Consider the following 26,890-nt stretch of genomic DNA (forward strand, 5'->3'; position numbering starts at 1 on the left):
CAGATTGCTTTGATTTCTAAATAAAAAGATGGGCGGCCAGCGATGTTTCCTGGCCTGAGAATGCGGCAGAATCGCCTTCACACTATATAAATCCGCCGTGCAACCTGCATAACAATTCATACTACTGTGCCACGCTGATCATCGCATTCCTATTGACATACGATATATTCTGAGCATGCACTCGCACACGCACAGGAGGCCAGCGCATGTCCTACGCCGATATGCTTGCAAACGTGGATATATTCGATGATCTGAGCGCCGAGCGGCTTGAGCGCATTTCGGGCATTTGCGTCGAGCATCGCCTGCGCGAGGGCGAGGTGGTGTTCGAGCAGAACACGCGCAGCGACGGGCTCTACATCATTCTGAACGGCGAGATCGACATTCAGGTGCAGTCGCCGTCGTCGGATGCGCCGCTGACGGTGGCGCGCCTGCAGCGCGGCCAGTCGTTTGGCGAGGTGGCGCTGGTGGATGAGGGCATTCGCACGGCGACGGCGCGAGTGGGCACGCCCGATGCGCGCCTGCTGATGCTGCGCCGCGCCGACCTGATGGAAATTTGCAACGAGGATTTCGAGCTGGGCTTTATTCTGATGCGCAACCTGGCCGGCGACCTCGCGCTGAAAATGCGCCAGACCGACCTGCGCGTGCGCTCGTAAGTCATCCACAGATTACCGAACGAACTACGCACTACGCACTATGATTTTGGCTTCATAGTGCGTAGTGCGTAGTTCGTAACGGGCGCGTGCTGCTTTGAAATGCTGTGCGTGCTACGAAAGTTCAGGAAGTCTGGCGCAGACTGGCTTCTGACTCCTGGCTCCTGAATACTGTTTAGTACAGCTTTCCTTCGCGCTTGGCGCCGGTGTAGTCGATATACGCGACCTTGGTTTCGGTGTAGAAATCGAACACCTCGGTGCCCTGCTCGGTCGGGCCGACCGCCGTGTCCTTGGTTCCGCCAAACGGCACCTGCGCCTCGCCGCCCAGCGTTGGCGAGTTGACGTGCGTCATGCCGGTTTCGATCTCGTCGATGTAGCGGAACATGCGCATCGCGTCGCGCGTGTAGATGCTGGATGTCAGGCCGAAGGGCGAGTCGTTCGCGGCGGCCATGGCTTCCTCGAAGCTTTCCACGCGAATAACCGACAGCACCGGGCCGAAGATTTCTTCCTGCGCGATCCGCATCTCGGGCCGCACCCGGTCGAACACCGTCGGCTCGACGAAATAGCCCTTGCCGAGCGCGCCCGCGCTGGCACGCTTGCCGCCGCACAGCAGCTCCGCGCCCTCGCCCTTGCCGATTTCGATATATTCCAGCACACGCCGCATCTGGCTTTCGCTGACGATCGGCCCCATATCGACGCCATCTTCCTGGCTGTTGCCCAGGCGCATCGCCATGGCTGCGTGGGTCAGCCGCTCCAGAAAGGCGTCGGCAACCGGGTGTAGCAGAATGACGCGGCTAGTGGCGGTGCAGCGCTGGCCGGTGCTGCCAAACGCGCCCGAGAGCACGCCCGCCACGGCCAGGTCGAGGTCGGCGTCTTCCAGCACGATCACCGGGTTCTTGCCGCCCATTTCGCACTGCGCCGCAATGCCGCGCCGGGCAGCCTGCTCGTAGATCGCCTTGCCCACGGGCGTCGAGCCGGTGAACGACACGCACTTCACCGCCGGGTGGTCGATAAAGGTCGTGCCCACGTCGGCGTCGCCATGCACCATGTTCAGCACGCCAGCCGGCACGCCCGCGTCGATAAAGCACTGCATCAGCAGCTCGGTGGTTTCGGGCGTGAGCGGCGAGGGCTTGAAAACAACGCTATTGCCAGCCACCAGCGCGGGCGCGATTTTCCACACGGGAATAGCAACCGGGAAGTTCCACGGCGTGATCAGGGCGGCCACGCCACGCGGGATGCGCAGGGTGTAGCCGAAGTTGTTCGGCAGCTCGAGCGGAATGGTCACGCCATTCAGGCGGCGGCCGTGCGCGCCACTGAACTCGGCCACATTGATCGAGCGGTTCATCTCGCCCTGGGCCTCGCTCACCAGCTTGCCTTCTTCGCGCGCCACGGCGCGGGCAATCTCGTTGCGCCGCTCCTGCATCAGCTGCGCCGCGCGCGAAACGATTGCGCCGCGCCGTGGGGCCGGCACGCGCCGCCACTCCCGAAAGGCATCGCCCGCCACGGCGCAGGCCGCCGCCGCCTCGTCGCGCGTTGCCAGGGGCGTTTCGCCCAGCACGTCGCCTGTGTCGGACGGGTTGATGTTTGGCACGCGCCGCTTCGACACCGACTCGACCCACTCGCCGCCAATATAGTTTCTGTAGGTTTTCACTGTTTCTCTCCTGCGAGGTTCTTTTGTTATTTACGGCTCGTGCAGCCGCGCTGCTTGCCTTCGGCAGCCCTTCATCGAGTTCGGGAAGCGCGGTACTCATTCTTTTCTTGTGTGCAATTTTCCTGGCTATGCCAGGAAAATTGCACACAAAGCTGCCGCAGGCGTATGCGCATCGCGCGTGTGCTACGCAACCGCCGCATCAATAATATCGAGCCCACGGTCGATGATCGCCAGCCCTTCGCGCAGTTCCTGCTCGGTGATCGTGAGCGGCGGGTTGACAAAGAAGGTGTTCCAGCGCACAAAGGTGAACAGGCCGTTTTCGCGCAGGAATGCGTTAAAGGCCGGCATGGGGCCAAGCTGATCGGGGCGCGGGTTGTAGGGCGTCAGCGGCTCGCGGGTGTCGCGGTTCTTCACCAGCTCCACGAGGCTGAACAGGCCAATCGCGCGCGTGTCGCCAATGCTGGGGTGCTTGTCTTTCATCTTCGCCAGCTCGGCCTTGACGATCTCGCCCATGGCGCGCGCATTCTCGATCAGCTTGTCTTCTTTGTAGATGTTGATGCAGGCCACGCCAGCCGCGCAGCCAACCGAGTGCGCGTTGTAGGTCAGGCCGGCGTAGAGCGGGTGATCCTCGAAGTATTCGGCAATCGTATCGGTGACCATGGTTGCGCCCAGCGGCACATACGCCGAGGTCAGGCCCTTCGCCAGGGTCATCATGTCGGGCACCACGCCCCAGTGATCGACCGCGAACCACTCGCCGGTGCGGCCAAAGCCGCTCATCACCTCGTCGCAGATCAGCAGGATGCCATACTTGTCGCACAGCGCGCGCAGCCCCTGAATGTAGGCCGCCGACGGGATCAGAATGCCGTTGGTGCCAACCACCGTCTCGATGATCATGGCAGCGATGGTGTGCGGCCCTTCGAACTGAATGATGTCCTCGGTGGCGTTCAGCACCGATGCGGCATACTCGGCGTCGTCCACATCCTTGCCGGCGCGGTAGGGGTAGAAATCGGGAATGCGCACCACGCCGGGGATGCCCGGCTCGGCCGCCCAGCGGCGCGGGTCGCCGGTGAGCGTGATTGCGCCGGCAGTGGCGCCGTGGTAGGCGCGGTAGCGCACCAGGATTTTGTGCCGCCCGCTGTACATGCGCGCAATCTTGATCGCGTTCTCGTTGGCCTCGGCGCCGCCATTGGTGAAGAAGGCTTTGCTCAGGTTGCCGGGCGTGATGTCTTTCAGCAGCTGGCCCAGCTCGGCGCGCGGCGAGGTGGTGGCGACCGTCGGCGCAATGTAGCAGACCTTTTCCATCTGGGCGCGCACCGCGTCGATCACGCGCTGGTCGCCGTGGCCGATGTTCACGCACATCAGCTGCGAGTTGAAGTCCATGTAGCGCTTGCCGTCGGCATCCCACATATAGATGCCCTTGGCGCGGTCGATCACCAGCGGCTTCATGGCTTTTTGCGAAGTCCATTCGTACAGCGTGGTTTCGCGCGAGATGTCGAGGATCTCCTGGCGGGAAAGGGTTGAGTCCATTGCTTCTCTCCATTAGCTATTGGAAGGGGAGCGACGCGCAGTGATGCGCGGCGGGGCGCCAGCGCCATGCGATTGCCAGGAGTGCGATGCGCAACCGGGCGGCCGCGCCAGCCGGCTCGGAAAGTACCTATAGTATCAGGTCTCGGCGCGGTGTCAAGAAGCGCGAAACAGGCGATTGGGGAGGGCTGGGGCAGGAGGCAGGAGGCAGTGGGCAGGAGGCAGGAGGCAGTGGGCAGGAGGCAGGAGGCAGGAGGCAGGAGGCAGTGGGCAGTGGGCAGTGGGCAGTGGGCAGTGGGCAGGAGGTAGTGGGCAGGAGGTAGTGGGCAGTGGGTAGGAGGCAGGAGGCAGTGGGCAGTGGGTGAATGAGTGATCACCTGCCGGGAACGAGTGATCACCTGCCGGGAATGGCTGATCACCTGCCGGGAATGGCTGATCACCTGCCGGGAACGAGTGATCACCTGCCGGGAACGAGTGATCACCTGCCGGGAACGAGTGATCACCTGCCGGGAACGAGTGATCAGCGGTCAGTTGTGGCTCACCTCAATCGTCAATCTTAAATCCTTTGCGCTCTTCGCTCCCTTTGCGGTGAAACATCTGGTTGCCACGTGGTTGCGACGCGCCACCTTCGGCAAGCTCAGGACTTCGCTTCGATACGCGGCTACGCCGCACTCAGGACGCAAACATTCATCGTTCGCCCAATCGTCAATCGCAAATCGTCAATCGTAAATTCGCAACCCTACGCCGCCGCATACTCCACACACGTCACTCCGGCGCGCTTGCTGGCGGTGAGCCGCCCCTGGTAGGGCGCGATGTACGTGCCCGAGGTTGGCGAAACGTCGCGGTAGTCGCGGCCGACGGCGATGGTGATGTAGCTCAGGTTGGCGCGGCGATGGTTGGTCGGGTCGAATGGCACCGCCACAAAGCCGCCCTGCGCGGCTGGCAGCAGCACTTCCACCCAGGCGTGCGAGCCGCCCTCGCCCAGCAGGTGGCCGGAAACATAGCGCGCCGGCAGGCCAGCCGCCCGGCAGATCGCCAGCATGACGTGCGAGTAATCCTGGCACAGCCCGCGCCCAAGCAGCAGCGCGTCGGCGGCGCTGGTTGCCACCGTCGTCACCCCGCCGACGTAGCGCATCGCCTGCCACACCCACGTGTTGATCGCGTCGGCCAGCGCCTCGGGCGCGTGATGCTGGCGGGCAAGGTCACTTGCGACTGTGGCGATGCGGCGGCTGCTGCCGGTCAGGGGCGTTGGCTCGCGGAAGGTGGCGGCCTCGGCATCACAGAGCCAGGGCAGCACGTCGGGGAAGCGCGCCCGCTTCACACGCAGCGTCACCTCAAATGTCACGCTGCTGCGCACTTCGGGCACCGAGAACACCAGCACCTGGTTGCCAAACTGGTCGACGCTGGTGCTTTCCTGGCCCTGCGCGCCCACCACCCATGCCCGGCACTCGCTCAGTTCCTGGTCGCCATGCTGCTCGGGCGGGATGACGACCAGGCGCTGCTGGAGTTCGCGGATGGGGCCGGGGTAGGTATAGTGGAAACGCTTGTGGATCCAGTAGCACGAATGGCGCACATTGTTCCACGTCACCGTGCGGTGATCGATCAGCTGCACGGCGTCGAGCGCGGGCTCGGCAGAAAACTGCACTGGGCTCATCCCTGCACCTCTAAGTGTACGATTGGCACGTCGAGTGTAATGGTGTCGGCAACTTCATCGGCCCAGACGGTGAAACCGGCCAGCGTGCTGGGGCCATAGCAGGTAAGAAACGCGCCGTCGATGGCGTCGCGACCGCGCGCCACCACCACGCGCCCAATGCGCGGCACATTGTGGCGGGCGTCGTAGGTGCGCCACGCCCCGTCGATGTAGGCCTCGAACCAGGCGTGAAAGTCCATTGGAATAGGATTATACGGCACGTCGATGTCGGGCAGGTAGCCGCAGACATAGCGCGCCGGGATGTTCATCGCCCGGCAGAACATTACGCCAATATGCGCGAAATCGCGGCACACACCACGCCGCTGCTGGTAGGCTTCCCAGCCCGAGGTGCGCGCATTGCTGTTGCCATAGCCATATTCGATATTCGCGTGCGCCCAGTCGCAGATCGCCTGCACCCGCGCCGCGCCGTCGTCGGCGGCGCTGAACAGCTCCCACGCGTCGCTCAGCGCCAGATCGGACTGGCAGTGGCGGCTGGGCAGCGTGAACTGCAAGGCCTCGCTCGGCAGCGCGTCGACCAGCGTGCCGGGCAGACCGCTCAGGTCGGGGTCGGGCGCGCGCGGCACTTCCACCAGCGCGTCGTAGCGCAGGCGCAGCGTGCCCGCTGGCGATGTCCAGCGCCAGAGCGTGTTGCCAAAGCCATCCACAAACGGCTCGATTGCAATACCCGGCGTGGTGGTCAGTCGCTCGTCGATCAGGCGCTGTGCGCCATCCTGTTCGCGCGGGCGCACCAGCGCCACCGTGGGAGTTGGGGCCGACGATTCCAGCGTCAAATCACAGCCAACACGAACGCGCATACAGGTTTCTCTTTCCTTGCCAACATGCGAAGAGGCGGCCCGAAAAACGGACCGCGCTCTTACATCGCTGTATCTCAGTTTGCCAATGGTGTTGCAACAAACGTGCCGTTGTGATGCTGTGTACCTTGCGCATTTGCGCAATTTCACAGGTTAACGCTGTTCTTTTTGCCTGCGGCAGCAAGGACTTTCGATTATTTTTTGTTCGGTTTTCCGCGCTCCGCGCGGAAAACCGAACAAAAGAAAAGTGAGTGCCGCAGTTGCCAACCCTGATTAAGAACTGCCGCCTGCGGTGAGTCTGCCGAACCGAAGGCTTAGCGCATCAACTGCGCAACCATCACTATTATCGCACATTAATTCCTTCGTGTCTTCGAGCCTTTGTGGTAAACGCCCGCGTGGTTCGGCGCGAACAGTGTGCGCTACATCTTGAAGCGGTTGCGCTTGACGAACTTGCCCGCGCCCTGCTCGCCCTTCCACTCGCCATCCTGTACCAGCACGCGCCCGCGCGACAGCACGACGCTGGGCATTCCCGTCACTTCCATGCCCTCGTACAGGTTATAGTCGGTGTTCTGGTGCTGCCTGGCGGCGGTGATCGTGTAGGTCGCGTTCGGGTCCCACACCACCACGTCGGCGTCGGTGCCCGGCGCAATCGTGCCCTTCTGCGGGTAGCAGCCAAACAGCTTGGCCGGGTTGGTGCAGCACAGCTCGACCCAGCGGTTGAGCGAGAAGCGCCCGCCGCGCACGCCAGCGGTGTACAGCACCATCATGCGGTCTTCGATGCCTGGGCAGCCGTTCGGGATGGCGGCGAAGTTGTCTTTCCCAAGCTCCTTGCCGGCCGTCTTGCCGTCTTTGCCGCCTTCATACCAGAACGGGCAGTGGTCGGTGCTGACGACCTGTAGCGCATTGCTGGCGACCGCGCCCCAGAGCGCTTCCTGGTCGTATTTCTCGCGGTAGGGCGGCGAGCAGACCCACTTCGCGCCTTCAAAGCCCTCGCGCGCCAGGTCATCTTTGGTGAAGAAGAAATACTGCGTGCAGGTTTCGCCAAAGATCTGGTTGCTGCGGCCACGCGCGCGCGAATCGCGGATGGCTTCCATCGCGCCCGCGTTGGTGACATGCACGACATAGAGCGGGCTGCCAGCCACTTCCGAAAGGCGGATGGCGCGCTCGGTCGCCTCGGCCTCGAGCTCGGGCGGGCGCGTCAGCGCGTGGTACTTCGGCGCAAGGTTGCCCGCGTCAATCGCTTCTTTCACCAGAATATCGATTGCGTCGCCATTCTCGGCGTGCACCATAATCAGCAAGCCATGCTCGGCGGCCTGCTGCATGGCCTTGAACAGCGTCGCGTCGTCGACCATGAGCGCGCCTTTATAGGCCATAAACAGCTTCAGGCTGGTGACGCCATAATCGGGGCAGTTCTTGATCTCGTCCATCACCGACTGGGGCAGGTCGGTGATTGCGACATGGAAGCCATAATCGACTGCGGCCTTGCCGTTGGCTTTGCCATGCCAGATATCGAGCGTTTCGCGCAGCGTGGCGCCCTTGGGCTGGATGGCGAAGTCGATGTGCATGGTGGTGCCGCCAAAGGCCGCCGCACGATGCCCGGTGAAAAAATCATCCGACGAAACCGTGCCGCCAAAGGGCATGTCGAGGTGCGTGTGCACGTCGATGCCGCCGGGGATGACATACTTGCCGGTCGCGTCGATGGTGGTGTCGGCGCTCAGCCCGTGCCCGATCGTGACGATCTTCTCGCCGTCGATCAGCACGTCGGCCTGGTAGGTGTCGCTGGCGGTGACAATCGTGCCGCCTTTGATCAGTGTGCTCATGCGGGTCTCCTTTTCGCTCTGACAGCGTGATTCGGAACTGCTGAAGCGTAGCGCCTAGCATAGCACGTTTTCGCGCTATGTGGCGCGGTGCGCGTTACCCAAGCGCGGGCAGAATGTCCTTGCCATAGACCTCAAGCGTGCCTTCTTCGTCGCCGCTCATCAGGTAGATGTTGAACTGATCAACGCCAGCGTCGCGCAGCTCGCGCAGCTTGCGGATGTGGTCGTCGCGCGTGCCGACGATGCAGAAGCGGTCGGTCACTTCATCCGACACAAACTGGGCGTTGCTGCTGCCAACTTCGGCGTGGTGCTGGTAGTCGTAGCCTTCGCGGTTGCGCACATAGGCCGTCAGCTCGGGCGGCAGGTCGGCAGGATCGTAGCGATTGACCAGGTCCATGACGTGGTTGGAAACCAGCGCGGGGAACCAGCGCACATGCTCGCGTGCTTCGGCCAGATCATCCGAAACCCACACCGCCGTCGCAGCCATGACTTTGATGCTGGACGGATCGCGGCCGGCTGCGCGCGCGCCTTCGTGCACAAAGCCCATGCACCACTTGATCAGCGCCGGGTCGCCAAGCTGCAGGATCACGCCGTCGGCGACGCGGCCGGCCAGGGCCAGCGCCTTGGGGCCGTAGCCCGCGATCCAGACGGGCAGCGAGCCGCTAGCCCAGTCCATCTGGATCTGCTCGCCGTCGTAGTCGGTCGGGCGGCCCTCGGCCAGGTCTTTGATGATCCGCACGGCCTGCTCAAGCCCGGCCAGCGTGGTTGGCTTCTTGCCCAGCACGCGCCGCGCGCTGTCGCCACGCCCAATGCCCAGGTCCATGCGCCCGCCCGAAACGAGATTGAGCGTGGCGAGCACGCTGGCGGTGACGCTCGGGTCGCGGGTGGCGGGGTTGGTGACGCAGGTGCCCAGGCGCATGTTTTTGGTGTTGAGCGCCATCATGGTCAGCAGCGGGTAGGGTTCGAGCCAGAGCACGTGCGAGTCGAACAGCCAGCCGTAGGTGAAGCCGGCGGCCTCGGCCTGGGTTGCCAGCGCCACCGCGCGGTTCGGGCTCATGTCAGGCTTGAGGGTAATGCCAAATTCCATTGCAGTCTCCGGTTTTCACGTGTCGAGAGGCAGGATCCCGAAATCAGGGGCGGGCCGCCTCCGATTCCTCAATCAACACTGATCAGCTTCTTCGTTGAAATAGAAGAGCCAGGGGCGAGAGTCATGGCTGACCCCCGACCCCTGACTCCTGACCCCTGGTCGTTACTTGCTTGTCGCCATATCCCAGATCTCGTGGGTGTAGGCCTTTTCGTCGGCGGCCGCCTTGATCACGCCAAACTTGAGGGCAGTGTCGGCGCCACGCTTGAACAGGTCGGGCTCCATGTAGCCGATCTTGGCGGCTTTATCGACCGGGTCGCCCCAGACCAGCTTGTTGACCTCGACCATCTGCCATTTCTGGGCGTCCTTGGTCATTACGCCCGAGGCGTCGTTCTTCAGCACAATGTCCACGCAAGCATCGACATTGTCGCGGCAGTATTCCCAGCCCTTGAACGAGGCGCGCAGGAAGCGGGCGGCAATGTCCTTGTTCTTCGGATCTTTGTCGAGCCACTGCTGGTCGACGAAGATGCCGTCCTCGGGCATTGCAGTGCCTTCCTTGTTGTAGTCGATGATGTTCAGCTCGTCGATGGTGTGGCCGGCGCTGAGCACCTGATACAGCTCGTTGTAGGTCATTGCGGCGGCGGCATCAACCTCTTTGTTCAGCAGCAGGTTCATGTCAAACGGCTGCGACACCAGCGTGATGTCCTTGTCTTTGTCGAGGTTGTACTTGGCCAGAGTCGCCAGCAGGTTGAACTCATTGCCAAAGCCCCACACCGCAACTTTCTTGCCCTTCCAGTCGGCGGGCGAGTTGATGTTGCTGTCCTTCCACGAAAGCTCGCGCATACCGGCGTTGCGGAACACCTGAGCGATGTTCACCAGCGGCGTGCCCTGCTCGCGCACCGACAGAAGGCTGGCCAGCCAGTCGAGGCCAAACTCGGCCTGACCCGAAGCGACAACCTGCTCAGGGGCGATGTCGGGCCCGCCGGGCTTGATCGTCACATCCAGATTTTCGTCCTTGTAGAAGCCCTGGTCTGCGGCGGCATAGTAGCCGGCGAACTGCGCCTGGGCCACCCACTTCAGCTGCAGCGTGACTTTGTCGGGCGTGCCGCTGGCGGCCGGTGCCGACGCGGCGGTTGGTTCAGCCATTGCGGTCGGCTCGGCCATTGCGGTTGGCTCAGCCATTGCCGTCGGCTCAGCTGCCGGCGCGGCGGTTGGCTCGGCGGCGGGCGCAGCCGTTGCTTCTGCCGCCGGGGCAGCGGTGGGGGAGGCGGCAGGCGTGGCACCGCCACACGCGGCCAGCAGCGCGCCGAACAGCATCATAACGATGACGGCGCTGAGGAACTTGTGAATACGCATGCGATGTTTCTCCTTAGGTCAGCAAAACCCAAAAGTTGTGATCACGCCAGCTCGGCAGGCTGGCCCGTGCGCGGCCGGGGATCTCCTTTCCGCGTGCTCATCACCGAATGTATTGCGGCATTGCAAACAGGAGTCAGAAATCAGGAGTCAGGAGTCAGCAGGTAGAACCCGCGAAGGGCGTATTGCTATACGCCCAGACCAAGAACCATGGAACCGAGAACTGAGAACCTGTAAACTTGTCACACGCAAACCCTTTGCGCCTTTTGCGCTCTTTGCGGTGAAACATCCCGTCGTCGGTCTGCCTGCCCTGAGCTTGTCGAAGGGTCGGTCGCCAGTCGTCAAACCTGCAACCTGCAACCTGCCGACCTTCGCCTCACGCCCGGTCTCGGCGGAACGACACATGCCACGGCATCAGCACGCGCTCCAGCGCAACAATGACCAAATAAAACGCGATGCCAAGCAAACACGCCATCAGAATGCCCGACCACGCTTCGCGCAGGCGCAGAATGCCCGCCTGGCTCTTGATATACACGCCCAGCGCGTTCTGGGTGCCGCCAAAAAACTCGGCCACCACCGCGCCAATCATGCTGAGCGTCGAGCAGATTTTCAGCGCATTAAACAGGTAGGGCAGCGCGGCGGGCAGGCGCAGCTTCAGGAAGATCTCGCGCTGGCGGGCGGCGTAGGAGCGCATGAGCTGAAAGGCGTCGGGGTGCGGGCTCATCAGCCCTTTGTAGACATTCACCAGCGTGGGGAAGAGCGTCATAATCGTTACCACGCCGATCTTCGATGCGGCAGTGGTGCTGCCCAGCCACACGCCCAGCAGCGGCGAAAGCGCCACAATTGGCACGGCATTCGCAGCAATAGAGAAGGGAATAAGCCCGTCGGCCAGATCGCCAAAGCGCACACACACTGCCGCCAGCAGCGCGCCCAGCGTGCAGCCCAGCAGAAAGCCGGCCAGCGCCTCGCCAAAGGTATACAGCCCAATGCGCACGAGGTAGGCGGGCTGGCCGAAAAACGTGCTCAGAATGCCACTCGGCGCAGGCAGCAGGTAGAGTGGCACATTGAACAGGCGCACCACCGCTTCCCACAGCCCAACCCCAAGCAAGAAGGTCAGCACAGGGGGCAGCAGGGAGTTTTGAGTGTTAAATTTTGAGTTTTGAGTGAGTGATGCAGCTTTGGTTGTGGCCATGGCTGTTCCTTGCGTTGTAATCGAACGTAGTAGCTCCGCGCTCAAAACTCATTGAAAGAAACAGATAAAGGTTGGGCAAACAATTTGCTTACGGCCTTGCAGCCCAAAATCTGTGTAATCTGTGGATGAACTATCGATTAGCTCTCCCGCAGGCTTTCGCGCACTTCGGTCACCAGCTCGAAGAAGCGCGGCGACTCGCGCGTGGCAATGTCGCGCGGGCGCGGCAGGTCCACCATCACCACGTTCTCGATCCGGCCCGGGCGCGGCGACATCACCACCACGCGGTCGGAAAGGAACACGGCCTCGGGGATGCTGTGCGTCACGAAAATCACGGTGGTGTCGGTTTCTGCGCCACCCCAGATCGAGAGCAATTCGGCCTGCATGCGCTCGCGGGTGATCTCGTCGAGCGCGCCGAATGGCTCGTCCATCAGCAGGATCGAGGGCGAGAAGGCCAGCGCGCGCGCAATCGAGACGCGCTGCTGCATGCCGCCCGAAAGCTGCCAGGGGTAGGAATGGCCGAAATCCTGCAAGCCCACCAGTCGCAGCATCGCCTGGGCGCGCTCGTGGCGCTCGGTGCTGGGACGGCCCATCACCTCCAGCGGCAGCTCGACATTCTTTTCGACGCTGCGCCAGTCGTACAGCACCGGCGCCTGAAACACAATGCCGTAGTCGCGGTCGATCCGGGCGCGCTCCGGCGTCTTGTTCTTCACCAGGATGCTGCCGCTGCTCGGCTGGTCGAGGTCGCCGATCAGGCGCATCAGCGTGCTTTTCCCGCACCCACTCGGCCCAATCAGCGAAATGAACTCGCCCGGCGCAATCGACAGGCTGACGTCGTGCAGGGCGGTGACGGCGCTGCCGTTGCTGTTATAGACTTTTGAGACATGATCGATCGCGATCATTGAGGATGATTGTGTCATATGATTAACGGTTTACAGGTTTGCATGTTCCAAGTTGCAGGTTGCAAGCCGGGGCGTATTGCATACGCCTTCCAAGTTGCAGGTTGCAAGCCGGGGCGTATTGCATACGCCTGCACGTTGCGATCAGAACGGCGATTGACCATCGTAAATCCAAAATTGTCAATCGTAAATCTACTCGGCTCGCCGCTCGCGAACAATCATGCGCTCGGCCAGCGCCACCAGGCCATAGAAGATCAGGCCAATCGCCCCCGCCACCAGCACCGCCACAAACAAGACCGGCGGGCGCGAGTTGTAATACTGCGCCGCGTTGAGAATTGTCACGCCCATGCCGCTTTTCGAGCCGGCCGGCAGCTCGGCCACAATCGCGCCGATCACGCTGGCAGTGGCGGCGACTTTGAGCGAGGTGAACAGGTAGGGCAGCGCTGCCGGCAACCGCAGCTTCCAGAACGTCTGGTTGCCCGAAGCCGCGTAGGAGCGCATGAGCGCCAGCGCGTCGGGCGGCACCGAGCGCAGCCCGCGCAGCATGCCAATCGTCACGGGGAAGAACGTGAGGTAGGCGGCCACCACGGCTTTGGAAATCAGGTCGGGCGCGCCAGCGCGGCCCAGGCCCACCACCACCATTGGCGCAATCGCCAGGATCGGCACCGTTTGCGAGCCAACCACAAAGGGCAGCAGGCCGCGCTCGAGCAGGCGCGACGACGCAAACAGCACCGCCAGCGCGCAGCCCAGCAGCGCGCCAAGCACAAAGCCCAGCAGCGCCTCGCCAAACGTCACCAGGGCGTTTTGGAGCATGGTAAAGGCCAGCGTGGGGCCGGCACCGCCACGCGTGCGCGTGCCAAACTCACCGAAAATTGCACTCAGGTGGGGCAGCTTCTGATCCGAGATGCCAAACGCTACTTTGGCACCTTCCCACACAATCGCAATCACAAGCAGGATGAACAGGGAAGAAAGCCAGCGCCGCACCTGCGCGCCACCCGGCAGAAAACGGGGGCGGGCAGGCTGGCTACCTGTTGCAAGCGTGAGATCGTCGCTCATTCCGGGCCTCTTTGCGCTGCTGCATGCAGGACAGTGCCATACATGGGCAGCGTATGCCATGGTGCTGTTGTGCTGTTGGGTAGCTGGCTGAATGGAAGCGTCATGGCTCCCGCTCCGGAAATGTGTGCTAGCCCAGAGGTAGCGCAAAGCCAGCAACGGCTGTTCGCCTGCCGCATCTGCGCCGAATACGGTGCAACCCTGTTCGCCAGCGAGGAGTAAAAATCAATGAAAGGACGCCCTAACTATAAAGCTAGAAGCACGATTTTGTCAAATCAAATTGGTATAAGCGTAAACCATTTGGCCGGCGTTACCAAAGTGCTTGGTATTTGCCGCCAATCTGCTGTAAATATGGGGAGCATGACTCGTTAAATTTACAGAGCATTTTGCTCCATTCCTGAGCCGCTCGTACCCAAGCCTGGAATTGGAACGTTTACCGTATAGCTGTCCGCTTGTTTGCTATCATCGTACAGGAGGAAGCATGGTCGCCTTTCGTCGTTTCACGGTTTTCTTCGCAGCCCTCGCCGCCCTGAGCCTGCTCGCCGCCTGTGGTGGTGCGCCAGCCGCCGCAGAGCCCACCGCAGCGCCCGCGCCCACCGCCAAGCCAACATCCACGCCGCGCCCCACGCCAAAGCCCAAACCCACCGCCGAGCCCACTGAGGAGCCCACCGCCGAGCCAGAGCCAACTGCCGCGTCGAGCAGCACAAACCTGATCGATGTCGAGATCGGCAACCTGAAACCCTACACTCATACCGATAAACTCTTTACAATCGATGTGCCCGCCGATTGGGCCATAAAAGACAACAGCAAGCCCGGCGAGGCAATTGTGCAGTGGACCGACCCGGCCGAAAATGCGTTTATGCAGGTCGATATTTTCGAAAGCGATACGCAGGAAGCCTCGGCGCTGGCCGAGATGCTGAAGAGCTACCTCGACAAGACCTTTGGCGCGCAGCCCGATTTCTCGCAAGACCCCGCCAAAGAATCCGGCCCCAGCCAGCTGATTGTGTGGAGCTACACCGGCAAAGGCACCAATAACACGGAGGCCAAGCTGCTGGGCAACAGCTTCATCAAGCAGGTTGGCAACAAAATCTCGCTGTTCACGATTGTGGTGCCCGACGAGCAGTTCGACCGCCTGGAAAGCGACCTGAATAATGTGCTCGGCTCATATGAAATCAACGACAGCGTGGCGCTGAATGCCGACGCTTCCGCCAACACGAAAGTGACGATCAACGACCTGGCGCCCTACAACTATAAAACGGGCCTGTTCTCAATCGATGTGCCGAGCCACTGGCAGGAAACCGACAACAGCAAGCCCGGCGAGGCGATCCTGATGTGGAACGACCCAAGCGGCCGCGCCACCATCGTCGTCGATATTTTTGGCAAGAAAGAAGAGCAGACCCAAGACGAGCTGGTTGATTTCCTGAAGAAATTCCTGACCCAGACCTTTGGCTCGGAGCAGGATTTCAATATCAACGACCCCAAGCCCCAGTCCGATGGCAGTGTGCTGCTGGTGTGGACCTACACCGACAGCACTTTCAAAGTGAAGGCGCTGGGCAACAGCTTTATCGAGCAGCGCGGCGACAAGGTTTCGATCCTTTCGACGGTTGTGCCCGACGAGCAGTTCGACGAGCTGCTGCCCAAGACGAATGAAGTACTGGGCAGCTACAAGATCGACCCTGCGGCCGATCTGCCGTAAGCACACACCAATCTGGAATTCAGAAGGGCGGCTGGAGTTCTTCCAGCCGCCCTTCTGCGCGCCTGAGCAGGCGTGCTGCCCTGCTGTTGCTTGCAGCCCCGTGCCGCCTGGCCTGAGCGCAGCCGAAAGGTTCAGAATGGCAAGGTGCTGTGTTTGGCCGGACCTGGTATTCCAGCGATTTGCAGACTAACTGAACACTCATACCAAATCCGCAAGAATACTTGCACACCGTGGGGGTTCGGGGGCGGCTTCGCCGCCCCCGACTTTTCTTTTTCTGGTGCTGCGCCCCGGCGGCGCGGGGCGCAGCACCAGAAAACAAAAATGATCAACGGAGTTGGTATTATATGCTGGCGAGAACGCATTGCAGCGCGGAAAATGCAACTGCTTTCTGCCCCCTGCCGACTGCAACCTGCTATAGCTGCTCAGTGCCACGGCGGCAAAATTACTGCACGCGCTCGATGCTGGTTTTGCGGTCGCCCTCGGCGGCACGATAATCGGTTGCGGTGTCGGTGCCGCTGCCGCCATCGAAGCGGTCGGCGCCAGCAGCGCCAGCCAGGGTGTCGTTGCCGGGGCCGCCCTGCAGCGCGTCGTTGCCGGCCCCGCCCTGCAGGGTATCGTCGCCGCGCTCGCCAAGCAGTGTGTCGTTGCCGTCGCCGCCAAGCAGCGTGTCGTTGCCGGTGTAGCCGGTGAGGGTATCGTTGCCCGCCCCGCCGTCGACGATATCGGGGCCGCTGCCGCCATCGAGCGTATCATCGCCATCGCCGCCAAACACCTGGTCGCTGCCGCTGCTGCCACGCACACTATCGCGCCCGGCACCCGCGCTGATCACGTCGTTGCCTTCCGCGCCGCGCAGGCGGTCGTCGCCAAGCCCGCCAGCAATGCGGTCGTCGCCAAGCCCGCCATCGATGACGTCGTTGCCGGCCCCGCCATCCAGCAGATCGTCGCCGGCCCCGCCAGCAATGCGGTCGTCGCCATCGCCGCCGCAGATCACGTCGTTGCCGCCGCCGCCGTCGATGCGGTCGTTGCCACCCAGGCCAAAGATGATATCCGTGCCGGGCGTTCCGGTGAGCGTGTCGTTGCCAGGCGTGCCAGTGATAGTTGGCCGCGCGCCCGCGCACGAGCTAACGACCGTCACGGCGTAGGTAGCCGGTGTGGTGTCGGCATTGCCCTGCGCGTCGAGCGCCCGCGCCTCGAACGAGTAGACGCCATCGGGAAGGGTATAGCGCTGCGGGCTGGCACAGGCGCTCCATAATCCACCATCGATTCGGCATTCGAAGTGCAGTGGCGCGGTGGGCGAGATGCTGCCGGTGAAGCTGAAACTGAGATCGTGCGACACGCTGGTAGCGCCCGGCCCACTAGTGATCACGGTGTCGGGCAGGGCCGCCGGGTCGGGCGAGTTGGGCGCGCCGATGTTAACCAGCACCTGCTGCGTGGTTTCGGCCACCTGGCCGGCGCGGTCGATTGCGCGCACGGTGATGCGGTAGCTCTGGCCGTAGGCTGCGGCGCCCAGCCAGCGCGCCGTGCTCCAGCTGCCGTCGGGGTTCAGGGTGGTGTCGGCAAATGGGCCGCTGCCGATGCGCAGCTGCACGGCCGCCAGGCCAAGCGTATCGGTGGCGATGCCGCTGAAGCGCATGATGCCGCTGCCGATCTGGTAGGTGTCGGCTGGCTCCAGCACGGCAGTTGCCAGCGCGACGGCGGGCGGCTGCAAATCGAGCGTGAAGGTTATGGTGTCGGGGGCCGACTGCGCGCCATCCCAGGTGCTGGCCTGTGCGCTCAGCGTATGCTGGCCTTCGCCAGCCACGCCAACATGCGCAAGCCGCAGGGCACTGGCGATTGCGGCAGTCTGGCTGAAAGCGAAGGTCGCAGCCGGCTGCCCATCAAGCGTGAGCGTGACCGTGCGCAGTGGCTGCGGCGCGCTGGCGGCAAGCAGCATATCCAGCTGGCCAGTGGACGACACGATCTGCGAAGCCGAGGGCTTCACAATCGTTGCGCGTGGGCCAGGGGCGGCAGCGCTGGCGGCGAGCGCCTGGGGCGCGGGCGCGCTGCTGGCGCTGGCGCAATGGCCGTAGGTATCGCAGGCGCGCGCCGTCGCGGGGGCGGGGCTGCTTTCCCAGCGCATAAAGCTCAGGGCCAGCCCATTGCGCACGGTCAGGTCGGGGAACAGGTGATGCAGCGCCGGGTCGTTGTCGAAGCTGCGCGCCGCCACGTCGGTTGGCGCGCCCGCGCAGGCGAAGCTCGCGCCATCGAGGTTTTGGTCGCTGGCGGCGCAGGTGTATTCTGTTTCGTTGAAGGTGATGCCACGCGCATCGGTATATGACCGGCCAGTGGGCACGGCGGCGGCGCGCACGCGCGGGGCCAGTGTGTCGATGATGCCGTGCCAGACGTTGGGCGTGAGCGCGCGGTTGCCGAGGCTGTCGGCGGCGCGCAGATCGATCTGGTATTCGTCTTCCGTAGCGTTGGGTATGCTCCCGCCCCACGGCGAGTTTGTTGCGCCCGCGCCGCCTTGCGCGAGCGCAACCGGCTGCCAGGGCAGATCGGCGTTCTCGCGCAGCGCGGCCACTTCAGCAGGCAGCAGCGCCCGGTTCCAGAGCGCGACCTGATCGAGCGCGCCGTGGTAGCCCGCGCCCAGCGCAAGATCGGCACTGCTGGTGCTGTCGCCGGAGGCGGGCGCGCTGCCCACTGCGCTGCCATCCACATACAGTGAGATCCGGCTGCCATCGGCCACGGCGAGCAGCTGGTGCCACTGGCCGTCGCGCAGGTCGGGGCCGCCCGCGATGCGCGCGCCGTTCAGCGTGAAGCTGGCGAGGCCATCCAGCAGATCGAGCTGGTAGCCCTGCCCGCCCGCCATCTTCGCGGCAAGCTGCTGGGTGGCCGGGCCGCCGTGAGCGGGCTGCACCCAGGCCTGAAGGCTAAAGCCAGCGCCCGCGCCGAAGTTCAGCACATCCGAATTCGGAACTGCAAGCAGCGACTGGCCATCAAAGCTCACGGCACGATCCATGCGCCCGGGCACGCCAGCCGCCGGGCAGGCCACGCCTGCGACACAGGCAGCGTTGCTGTGGCGCGTGCTTGTGTCGGCGAACCAGCCTGTGCCAGCCGGCTCGTCGAAGGGCAGGAGCAGGGCAGTGCCCGAAAGCGCCAGCACGTGCTGAAGCGGCACAAAGGCCATATCCATGCTCGCCAGACCAGTCGTATCGCTCACGAGGCCGGTGAGCGTGGCCGTGCGCGTGAAGATCGCCGTGGTGGAATCGCGGGTGCTGAGCGCGGCGACTGGCCCGGCCGCGTCGAGCGAGAGTGTATTGCTGAGCTGGGCGCTATTGCCAGCCAGGTCGTCGGCGCGCACCGTGAGCGTGTAGGTGCCGCTTGGGTCGGGCAGGTTGGCGGGCACGGCATAATCGAGCGACCAGAATACGCCCTGGAATGCAGCCGCCTGCCAGCCGCCGCTGGGTGCGTCGACATTGTGGTTTTGCAGCAGCACTGCCGCCGAGGCAACATCGCTGTTGCCAGCCGGGTCGGTGGCCGAGCCCGCGACGTGCACGCGCCAGCGGCCATCGGCGGCGCGCGTGGGAACCGTAGGCGCGCGATCAACGGCAATCGCCAGCAGCGGCGGCGTGTCGTCAATCTGCAAGGCCAGCGGCGCAGCGGGCGTTTCGACATTGCCGGCAATATCGGTGGCGCGCGTCTGGATGCTGTGCAGGCCCGGCGTCGCCGCGAGGTTGAAGGCCCAGCTTGCCGCGCCAGCAGCCGGCTGCCAGCCAGCACCATCCACATTCACTTCAACCCTGGCGACGCCGGTATTGTCGTCGGCGCTGCCACCAATGACGACGATTGGGTTGGTGCCACCGGGCGCGCGCACAAAGGCCGTGTGCGTCTGCGGGTTGGTTGGCAGCACAGGGCGTGAGCTGGGCGGCGCAAGATCGACGGTGAGCGTGAGCGCCGCGCTGGCGTCAAACGGGCCAGCGCCACGCGGGTCGAGCGCGTGGAGGTCGAGCGCGGCGTAGGAAAGCGCCGGGCCTGCCGGGGCGTTGGGCGCAAAGGCGGGCGCGGCCACCATACACGCGGGTGGGGCGCCATTGTTGAACAGGCTTTTCACGCTGGCCGGGCTGAGCACCGAGCGGTAGATGCTGAGCTGATCGATCAGGCCAGCGAAGGCGCTGCCGCCCGCGCGCAAGCCCCCCAGGCGAATGTCGTTTGCGGCGCTGAGCGGCAGCGCGGGCATGATTGCCGGCTGCTCAAGCACCGCGCTGCCGTCGACGTAGAGCTGCACGGCGTTAGTGATGCTGTGGGTGGCGGCAACAAAGTGCCACTTGCCGTCGGCGACGTTCTGCGCGCTCTGGATGTTGTTGGTGAAGCGGCCAAAATTCCCGAATTGCAGGTGGCCAAGCACGAGCGCCAGCCCCAGGCCATCGCCCGCCGCCGAGCCATCCAAAATCCAGTGCGTTCCCGCGCCCTGGCTGGTGCGCAGCCACAGCGCCACGGAAAATGCGCTGGCGAGGCGGTACGGCACGGTTGCGTAATCGCCCGCGCCATCGAACTCAAGCGCGTAGTCGGAATAGCGCGGGGCCGGCACATCGAGCTTGGCGAGCGCGCCAGCGGCCGGGTTCGCGCTGCCGCCGCCAGCCGTGGCAGCGAAGCCATTGCCCGAGCTGTCGGCAAAGGTGGTTGCGCCCGGCGCTTCCTCAAAGCGCAGATCCACATCCGGCAGTGCAGCGGGGGATGGGCAGGCCAGCGCCTGGCTTGCAACGCCAAAGGAAGGGGTAAACGCCTGTGGGGCGTTGGTAGTTGGCAGCGCGCTGCCATTCGGCGTCAGCGCGGCATACGCAATGTGATTATCTGGCGCGGCCCAGCTTGCCAGCCAGCCCCGCCACACCGGGCTGTAGGCGATGCGCGGCTGCCTGCCATTCGGGCTGATCGTAAAGGGCTGCGGCGCGCCATTGCCAAGCAGCAGGCCCTGCACCTGCCCGGAGGCGGCGGCGTAGGCCAGCAGCGTGCGATGATTCAGCGGATCATAGGCGAGGTTTGGCCCTTCCAGATTGTTGAATGTGCCAGCCGCCTGGCCCGTGTTCGCGCCGGCAAGTTCGCTTGCGCTGAAGCCGCCGCCCGATCGAACGAGGTCGTGCAGGTGAATCGCGCCATTGAGCGTTGATTTCCAGGCCAGGCGGTAGCGGTCGCCGGCCCACACCAGGTCGATAAACGTGAAGCTGTGCGGCTGACCCACAGCCGCGCCCAGTGCCTGGCTGGCAATTTCCTGCTCGCCGCCGAGCGCCTCGCCGTCGGCAGCGAACCGGCGCACCAGAATGTGGGCGGTCAGGTCGTTCGCGGTTTGCGAAATGCGCTCCCAGGCCACCAGGAACTCCTGGCCGTCGTTGGCGGCGACCGGGCGAAAATCGTGCGTGAAATCTGTGGACGGCGATGGCGCGGCAAGTGGGAACTGGCCCCGGACGGTGGCGGTGTTCGCGCGATTGATCGATCCAGCCACCTGAAAGTGCTGGCGGATCTGCGCCTTGAAGGTCACAATCACCGACTCGCGCGCGCCATCGTCCTCGACGGCAAAGGTGTGCGTTGTGCTGCCGCTATTGGCGGATACAAAGTCGTAGGTGCCCATGTCGTCGTCTTTGGCGTTGGCGCTGTCGGATTCCCAGACATGGAACGTGACCTTGCCGCAGAAGGGGACATCTTTGCCGATGTTCACAGTGCCGGTAGTGCCGGGCGGGTCGTTTTCCCATACCTCGAACTCGGCCTGGTTCGCGGCGGTGGCAAAAATCACTGGTTCAAGGTTGTTGTCCGTGTCCTTGCCCGTTTGATCGATCGTGAGCCTTTCGATGGTAATCACGCCACAGTTATCGAACTGATCCCACGCAGTCATGCAGCCGCCGTCGCTGGTGCAGGCCACGCCTGGCGCGGTTGCGCCACGCAAGAAGGTGGTGTTGCTGCTGTCGGCATCGGCCAGCTGCGAGCCGCCACCCGGCAGCGCCCGCAGGTCGATATTGCCGGGCTCGTTCTGCGCGCCGTGCGGCGAGGCCAGCGCTGCCAGCAGGTAGCCATCGTCGCCGGGGGCCATGTCGAGCGCCTGCGGACCGGCGCTTGCATCGAAGGGGATGCTCGAACCGGCGGGCGCGCTCCATTCCCAGCCGCCCGCACCCGTGCCGATCAGGCGCGCGCGTACCTGGCTGCTGATGCTGATCGGGCCAGAGGCCGCGCCCGCACCGACGGTGAGCGCATTCGTCACCGTTACTGGCGCGTGGCTGAGCGCGAGCGGGAAGCGCGGCGCGGTGCCGCCCAAAGCCGGGGGCAGGTTAACCTGCAGCACGCCATCGCCAAAGGGCTGGCCGTCGGTGGTGGCGGTTGAGGTGTAGGTGAAGGTTTCGCCCGGCCCGACTACGCCGTCCAGATCGCTGGCGGCAACGTGAAGCTGAAGCGGGTTCTGGTTGATCACCAGCGGGTTGAAGGGCTGGCCATCGCCGTCGGTTGGCGTCGCGCGCGGGTCAGTCGCCAGCTGGCGCTCGGCACCGTCGGGGATGCCGTCGTTGTCGGTATCGCGCAGCGTCGGGTCGGACGAGACGTGCAGCGTGAAGGCGGCGTGGCTGGCGTCGGCAGGGATATGGATATCCCAGCCGCCCGCCCAACGGCCAGTCGAGCGCGCCGGGTTGGCGCTGGTGTCGAACACCTCGTGAAACACTTCACCGCCGTCGGGGATGCCGTCGTTATCGGTATCGGGGCTGGCCGGGTTCGTGCCAAGCGCGGCCTCCTGCGCATCGGTCAGGCCGTCGCGGTCGGTGTCGGCGCTGGCCGCGCTGTAGCTGGCGCCCTGCGCCCGCTGGTCAAGCTCGAACTTGTCGCTCAGGCCATCGCCATCGCTATCCCAGCTGCGGTCATCATCCAGCCCGCCATACGCGCGCGACAGCACGCCGTCGTTGTCGGCGTCGCGCAGCGCGGGGAAGGCGCTATCCCAGCCGAGGCCGCGCCCGCCGTTGCCTTTGTCGGCCAGCGCCATAAAGCCGTCGAGCGTCGCTGGCAGAATATCATAGCGCAGCTGGTCGATCTGCGACGAGGTCGAGCCGTCGAGGGTGCGCGTGTAGCACACCGGCACCAGCGGGAAGAGCACCGGCGTCATCCAGCACTCGTAGGCCGGCACGGCATAGCCCATATTCAGCGACAAGCCAAGCGGGCGGTTGATGCCCGGCTGCGGCAGCGGCAAGCTCATCAGCGCGGGGTCGCTGCGCGCCTGGGCGCGATACAGCTGGGTCGCGGCGAATTTCGGCCCATCGCCTACGGCCCAGGCGTCACGCATCTGGTCGCGCGTAACTTTCAGATCTTGCTGCTGGGGCGTCAGGCTGTAGGCGAAGGTGCTGCTGCGCAGATTGTCTTTCGAGAACAGCCACAAATAGGGCAGAATATGGTTCCAGTTTTCGGGCACCGGCGGCTTGTGCTGAATGGTCGTGGTGATTGGAAGCGTGAGATCAATGCTGTTGCCGGTCACATAGCCTTGCAGCGGGTCGTGCAGGCTGACGCCGAACTGGCCGGCCAGCACCAGGTCGCTCGTGCCGTCGGCGCTTTTGTGCTCAAGATCAACCATTGAGTCGAATGAGTACAGCACCTTGGCAATGATCTTGGTGGCCGCGCCGCCCAGCGTGAAACATCCGCCGCCCATGCCCGGCACCTGCTTCAGCGCATCCACGCCCGACTCGCAGATGATTGTGAGGATGATGTCGATTACCGCAATAACTGCCACAATGATCAGCCCAACGACCGTGAATGAAAGCACCGTCAGCACAATGATCAGGATGGTCGCGGCGATCGTTTCGGCCAGCGCCCGATTAAAGGCCGGGCTGCCGGCTTCGACATGGTTGCTGACGACGTTGTAGATAAAGAAGCCCCAGGTGATGCCAATCGCGATCAGCGCGCCAATAATGCCCGATGCGCGCGACGCGCCAATTGCCGCAGAATCGGCCGCGCCAACAATTCGCACCGCCTCGGCGGCAGTGTAGCCGGCCGCCTTCACGGCCTGCACCCACTGAATGGTGGCGCGCAGCGGCTGCACAAAGCCGTAGTAGATCGTCAGCGCGGCTACCACGCTCTTGAGTGTCAGGTTGATCGCGAACTGGACATGCGGTGTGCCAGCCAGGTTGTAGGCCGAAAGCAGCGCCACCCCGGCGGTGATTGCCGCCACGCCCAGCACCATGCCAACCGCCAGCGCGGTGCCTTTCAGCTTGTTCTGCGCAAAAATCGTGCGTATCGCGGTTGCGGCGCGCGGCACATGTTCTTCCACCAAATCTTTTGCGGTGCTGCCCAGAAAGGCCAGAATGCCAAATGTATCCTGGTAGCGCTGCGAAAGGTCGGCCACGGCGATGGTGGTGGGAACGGCGCCGGGCGCAATCTGGATGTTGGCGTCGTACAGCGTCTGATCGCTCTGGGCCGTTTCAATTGCCAGCGGCGTGGCGTCGCGCTGCACAATTGCGTGCACGCCCTGCGCCAGCGCGAGGAAGTAGAGCTGGGCGGCAGCCATGCGCCCATAGGCCACTGCGTCGCTATCGCCCGATACGCGGGCGGCGGCGGCATAGCGCTGCTGAAGCACGCCCCAGTATGTGTCGGGCGCGCAGCTTTGCCAGCCAGGCGCGGCCCCGTCGCCGCCGCAGAACGGTGTCCACTTCAGCCCGGCCTGTGTGTCGAGCGAAACCGGCTCGCGGGCGCTGCCACGGCCAAAATCGAGCGTGAGACCGCTGGAATCGCGCAGCACATGCCCGCCGCCCAGCCCTTCCAGCCCAAGCGCTCGATACGAGGTTTCGCTGGCAAACATGAGCAGCGGCCTGATCGCGTGGTCGCTCTGCCAGCCTTGTTCAAAGCGCCTGAGAATTGTGCCAGTGCTGCTGATGGTGGCGGTGACGGCCTGATCCAGCGTGGGGAAGCGCGTGTCGCCCGCTTCGCTCGTCAGGTTCTCGACGCGCAGAATATTGTCGATCCCCCAGCGCTCGACGGATGAGACGCCGCTGTTGCTTGCGTGGTCGAAGCGCGCTTTGAGGCTTGCCAGCGTCACGTCGCGCTGGCTGTCGGCATTGGCGTCGCGCCCGGCCAGCAAGGAGTTGTCGAGGCCGTGGGCCAGCAACCACAGCGCGCCGTCGTCCTTCGGGTTAGGGTCGACGGCGGGGTCTTCGTACACAATTGCCGTCTGCGCGCCATGATCTTCGAGCGCATTCAGGCCGGTCAGGTACCAGGCATCGCTGTAGGTTTGCACAACCTGCGACTGATTGTAGGCGCTGTAGTCGCTGCACAGGCCATTCGCCGTGGCGCGGCAGCGGTCGATCAGCGCCTGCACAAGCCATACCAGCCGCACTTCGTCGGCGCGGATGGGCGCGCCCTGCGCGGCAAACAGCATGCGCCCGCTAAAGGCCACCCGCGCGCCAGTCTGCTCGTCGGCGACAATCTGCAAGGGCACATAGGCCACCGTGCCGATGGCAGCGGTTTTGGGCGTGCCATCGAGCGTCAGGGTGCTGGTGAAGATGTTGTACGGCGTCAGGGCGCGCTGCGGCGGCAGGTTCGCGTCGCCACGGATGCGGATTTCGAGCATGGGCAGCAGCTTCATGTCGCCATAGCCGTCGTTGGCGGCGGCAGGCGGCGCGCCCGGGCTGTGCGGCTGGTCGGCAAAGGTGCGGCCGTCGGCATCCTGAAGCTGGCCCTGCCGATCGGAAGGCCAGTCGAGCACGTTGTAGGCGAACCACAGGTGATCGGGGTTGCGCGGGCGCAGCTGAAAATCGACAAACACGGTTTGGCCGGGCGCGGCATTCTCCACCGTCATCGAGAAAGGCGTGGTTGCCGAAAAATCGCCTGCGGCGGGCGGGCCAGGCTGGCCAGTGCTCACCGTGGCCGCCAGGTCGATCCGGTCGGGCACGCCGTCGTTGTCGTCGTCGCTGTCGAACAGGTCGGGCGTGCCGTCGCCGTCGGTGTCAGGCATTTCATAGCCGTTCGCGCCCACCAGCCACTCGCTGCCGTCGGGCCGGCCATCGCGGTTGGTGTCGGCTTCGAGCGGGTTGCTATACCAGTTGGTGCCGCGATAGCTCGCGCCGTGGACCTCAACGTCGTCGGGAATGCTGTCGCCGTCGGTGTCGGCTTGCTGCGGGTCGGTGCCAATCGCCTGCTCCTGGGTGTTGCTCAGGCCGTCGCCATCGCAGTCGCTTGGGTCGGTGGCGCCGGGGCAGCTGATGGCAGCGGGCAGGGCCAGCGCCGCGCGTGCCAGCGGGTTTGCGTGCGGCTCGAACCTTTGCGCGCTTTGCGTTTGGGCTGCCCGCGCATTGGCCAGCGCCTGCTGCTCGCCCTGTGCCTGTGCCAGCTCGGCCGTTTGCGCGGCGCGCGTGGTTTCGGCAGCCTGCGCCCGGGCGGCACTCAGCGCCGGGCCGATCATCAGCACGGCCAGCAGCGCCCACGAAAGCGCGCGAAACAGCCGGCGCGAACGCCAGCCACGCGCCAGCAGCAACGCAAACGACAGGTAGAGCATGATGGTGGCGAGCTGCGGCAGCCAGTCGGCTGGGCGGATGTTCAGCAGCACAGGGCCAGGGGATGGGTAGCCCGAAAGATCGACCGTGATGCTGGCGGCCAGCGTTTCGCCACGCTGCTCGGGGAAGCGCAGATGCAGAATCTGGCGCAGCGGCAGGCCATCCGCGCCAAGCCACAGCTCGCCATCGCCGGCCATTTGGGCATAGTAGGCGGGCACGTCGAGCTGCGCGCCGGCAGCAAGCTGGCCCTGCGCGCGCATCGCCGCTTCGAGCTGGTCGCGCACTGCGCGCGCAAAGGCTGGGCCGTCGATGCGAAAGGCATAGCGCGTGAAAAGCACGCCCGAACGTGTTTCTGGCGCGTGGCCCTGCACATCGCGCACGGCGGCCAGGTAGCCCAGGAAATTGCCCGCCGGTGCAACCGTTTCGCTCAGGCCGGGCGCGTCCTGCCAGGCGCCGTCGCCCTGGCGCAGCTGGGCTTTGCCATTCACCACCCGCGCCTCAATGCCGCTTTCGGCTTGCAGCACGCTGCCGCCAGAAGTCCAGAGGCGCATCTGGGTGCTGTTGCTGCGCAGATCATTCTGGCCGGCGAGGTGCAGGCGCTGCTCGCGGCTGCTGAGCCCGATGTTCCCAACCGATGCGCTGGGCGTGGTGGTCTGCACCACGTCGCTATCGAAGCTGTAGGCGCCGCGTTGCTGCACGCGCTGCCACGCCGCCGTCACTGGGTCGGGCGCAAACGCGGCCTGGGCGCGGGGCAGCAGGGCAAAGGCGCAGGCAAGCAGGAGGAGGCACGGCAGAACAGCACGCGTAAGAAAGCGAAGCATGGCAGTTCTCCTGGGAGCGGTTTGGCACGCAGACGCAAGCCCATGCCAGGGCGAGGCACGGCTTCCAGTCGGCTATGCTCTATGCAGTTCGGTTTCGATTTGCTGCGTTGGCAGGGGCTGCGTTCCCTGGAGTGGATGTGAGCGAACTATAGCACGGCGGCGCGCTG

At 64.3% G+C, this 26,890-nt stretch carries 14 protein-coding genes; 3 read left to right on the forward strand and 11 right to left on the reverse strand.

Annotated elements, in window-relative coordinates:
• The first annotated feature begins 206 nt into the window (after positions 1-206).
• The gene (locus M1P90_RS22170; protein ID WP_483697573.1) at positions 207-653 is read left to right on the forward strand and encodes a cyclic nucleotide-binding domain-containing protein; all 447 of its coding nucleotides are present in this window, start codon (positions 207-209) and stop codon (positions 651-653) included.
• A 172-nt stretch (positions 654-825) separates the two neighbouring features.
• Here the strand turns inward: M1P90_RS22170 and M1P90_RS22175 are convergent, their stop codons facing one another.
• Positions 826-2,301 (reverse strand): aldehyde dehydrogenase family protein, encoded by a 1,476-nt coding sequence (locus M1P90_RS22175; protein WP_483697574.1) that lies wholly within the window; start codon positions 2,299-2,301, stop codon positions 826-828.
• A gap of 183 nt (positions 2,302-2,484) precedes the next feature.
• Entirely contained in the window at positions 2,485-3,828 is a 1,344-nt protein-coding gene (locus tag M1P90_RS22180; RefSeq protein ID WP_483697575.1) for an aminotransferase class III-fold pyridoxal phosphate-dependent enzyme, read from the reverse strand.
• A 366-nt stretch (positions 3,829-4,194) separates the two neighbouring features.
• On the opposite strand from M1P90_RS22180, the gene M1P90_RS22185 reads away from it, so the two are divergent.
• A complete protein-coding gene (locus M1P90_RS22185; RefSeq protein WP_483697577.1) occupies positions 4,195-4,554 on the forward strand; it encodes a hypothetical protein in 360 nt (119 codons plus the stop codon).
• Positions 4,555-4,564: 10 nt separating this feature from the next.
• Here the strand turns inward: M1P90_RS22185 and M1P90_RS22190 are convergent, their stop codons facing one another.
• From M1P90_RS22190 to M1P90_RS22225, 8 genes are all read right to left on the reverse strand, one after another.
• The gene (locus M1P90_RS22190) at positions 4,565-5,479 is read right to left on the reverse strand and encodes a transglutaminase-like domain-containing protein (protein ID WP_483697578.1); all 915 of its coding nucleotides are present in this window, start codon (positions 5,477-5,479) and stop codon (positions 4,565-4,567) included.
• Positions 5,476-6,330: a transglutaminase domain-containing protein gene (locus M1P90_RS22195; RefSeq protein WP_483697580.1), complete on the reverse strand. Its 855-nt coding sequence runs from the start codon at positions 6,328-6,330 to the stop codon at positions 5,476-5,478. Before M1P90_RS22195 ends, M1P90_RS22190 begins: the two co-directional genes overlap by 4 nt.
• Before the next feature lie 416 nt (positions 6,331-6,746).
• Positions 6,747-8,147 carry a dihydropyrimidinase gene (gene hydA / locus M1P90_RS22200; protein WP_483697581.1) on the reverse strand — a complete coding sequence of 467 codons (1,401 nt, stop codon included), beginning with the start codon at positions 8,145-8,147 and terminating at the stop codon, positions 6,747-6,749.
• A gap of 94 nt (positions 8,148-8,241) precedes the next feature.
• The gene (locus tag M1P90_RS22205; RefSeq protein WP_483697582.1) at positions 8,242-9,231 is read right to left on the reverse strand and encodes a TIGR03842 family LLM class F420-dependent oxidoreductase; all 990 of its coding nucleotides are present in this window, start codon (positions 9,229-9,231) and stop codon (positions 8,242-8,244) included.
• Positions 9,232-9,393: 162 nt separating this feature from the next.
• Entirely contained in the window at positions 9,394-10,584 is a 1,191-nt protein-coding gene (locus tag M1P90_RS22210) for an ABC transporter substrate-binding protein (protein ID WP_483697584.1), read from the reverse strand.
• A 373-nt stretch (positions 10,585-10,957) separates the two neighbouring features.
• Positions 10,958-11,773 (reverse strand): ABC transporter permease, encoded by an 816-nt coding sequence (locus M1P90_RS22215; protein WP_483697585.1) that lies wholly within the window; start codon positions 11,771-11,773, stop codon positions 10,958-10,960.
• 137 nt (positions 11,774-11,910) lie between these two features.
• On the reverse strand, positions 11,911-12,690 hold the full coding sequence (locus M1P90_RS22220; protein ID WP_483697587.1) for an ABC transporter ATP-binding protein: 780 nt from the start codon (positions 12,688-12,690) through the stop codon (positions 11,911-11,913).
• 171 nt (positions 12,691-12,861) lie between these two features.
• The gene (locus M1P90_RS22225; RefSeq protein ID WP_483697589.1) at positions 12,862-13,725 is read right to left on the reverse strand and encodes an ABC transporter permease; all 864 of its coding nucleotides are present in this window, start codon (positions 13,723-13,725) and stop codon (positions 12,862-12,864) included.
• A gap of 478 nt (positions 13,726-14,203) precedes the next feature.
• On the opposite strand from M1P90_RS22225, the gene M1P90_RS22230 reads away from it, so the two are divergent.
• A complete protein-coding gene (locus M1P90_RS22230; protein ID WP_483697591.1) occupies positions 14,204-15,418 on the forward strand; it encodes a hypothetical protein in 1,215 nt (404 codons plus the stop codon).
• 442 nt (positions 15,419-15,860) lie between these two features.
• Here the strand turns inward: M1P90_RS22230 and M1P90_RS22235 are convergent, their stop codons facing one another.
• A complete protein-coding gene (locus tag M1P90_RS22235) occupies positions 15,861-26,723 on the reverse strand; it encodes a LamG-like jellyroll fold domain-containing protein (protein WP_483697593.1) in 10,863 nt (3,620 codons plus the stop codon).
• Positions 26,724-26,890: the final 167 nt, after the last annotated feature.

It is taken from the genome of Kouleothrix sp. 19917, assembly GCF_057073505.1.

What these genes read in the sequence shown, in the direction of transcription:
- M1P90_RS22210 (WP_483697584.1), bottom strand. Translation starts at nt 10,584, where the DNA reads ATGCGTATTCACAAGTTCCTCAGCGCCGTCATCGTTATGATGCTGTTC.
- M1P90_RS22220 (WP_483697587.1), bottom strand. Translation starts at nt 12,690, where the DNA reads ATGACACAATCATCCTCAATGATCGCGATCGATCATGTCTCAAAAGTC.
- M1P90_RS22235 (WP_483697593.1), bottom strand. Translation starts at nt 26,723, where the DNA reads ATGCTTCGCTTTCTTACGCGTGCTGTTCTGCCGTGCCTCCTCCTGCTT.
- M1P90_RS22190 (WP_483697578.1), bottom strand. Translation starts at nt 5,479, where the DNA reads ATGAGCCCAGTGCAGTTTTCTGCCGAGCCCGCGCTCGACGCCGTGCAG.
- M1P90_RS22215 (WP_483697585.1), bottom strand. Translation starts at nt 11,773, where the DNA reads ATGGCCACAACCAAAGCTGCATCACTCACTCAAAACTCAAAATTTAAC.
- M1P90_RS22230 (WP_483697591.1), top strand. Translation starts at nt 14,204, where the DNA reads ATGGTCGCCTTTCGTCGTTTCACGGTTTTCTTCGCAGCCCTCGCCGCC.
- hydA (WP_483697581.1), bottom strand. Translation starts at nt 8,147, where the DNA reads ATGAGCACACTGATCAAAGGCGGCACGATTGTCACCGCCAGCGACACC.
- M1P90_RS22225 (WP_483697589.1), bottom strand. Translation starts at nt 13,725, where the DNA reads ATGAGCGACGATCTCACGCTTGCAACAGGTAGCCAGCCTGCCCGCCCC.
- M1P90_RS22195 (WP_483697580.1), bottom strand. Translation starts at nt 6,330, where the DNA reads ATGCGCGTTCGTGTTGGCTGTGATTTGACGCTGGAATCGTCGGCCCCA.
- M1P90_RS22180 (WP_483697575.1), bottom strand. Translation starts at nt 3,828, where the DNA reads ATGGACTCAACCCTTTCCCGCCAGGAGATCCTCGACATCTCGCGCGAA.
- M1P90_RS22205 (WP_483697582.1), bottom strand. Translation starts at nt 9,231, where the DNA reads ATGGAATTTGGCATTACCCTCAAGCCTGACATGAGCCCGAACCGCGCG.
- M1P90_RS22170 (WP_483697573.1), top strand. Translation starts at nt 207, where the DNA reads ATGTCCTACGCCGATATGCTTGCAAACGTGGATATATTCGATGATCTG.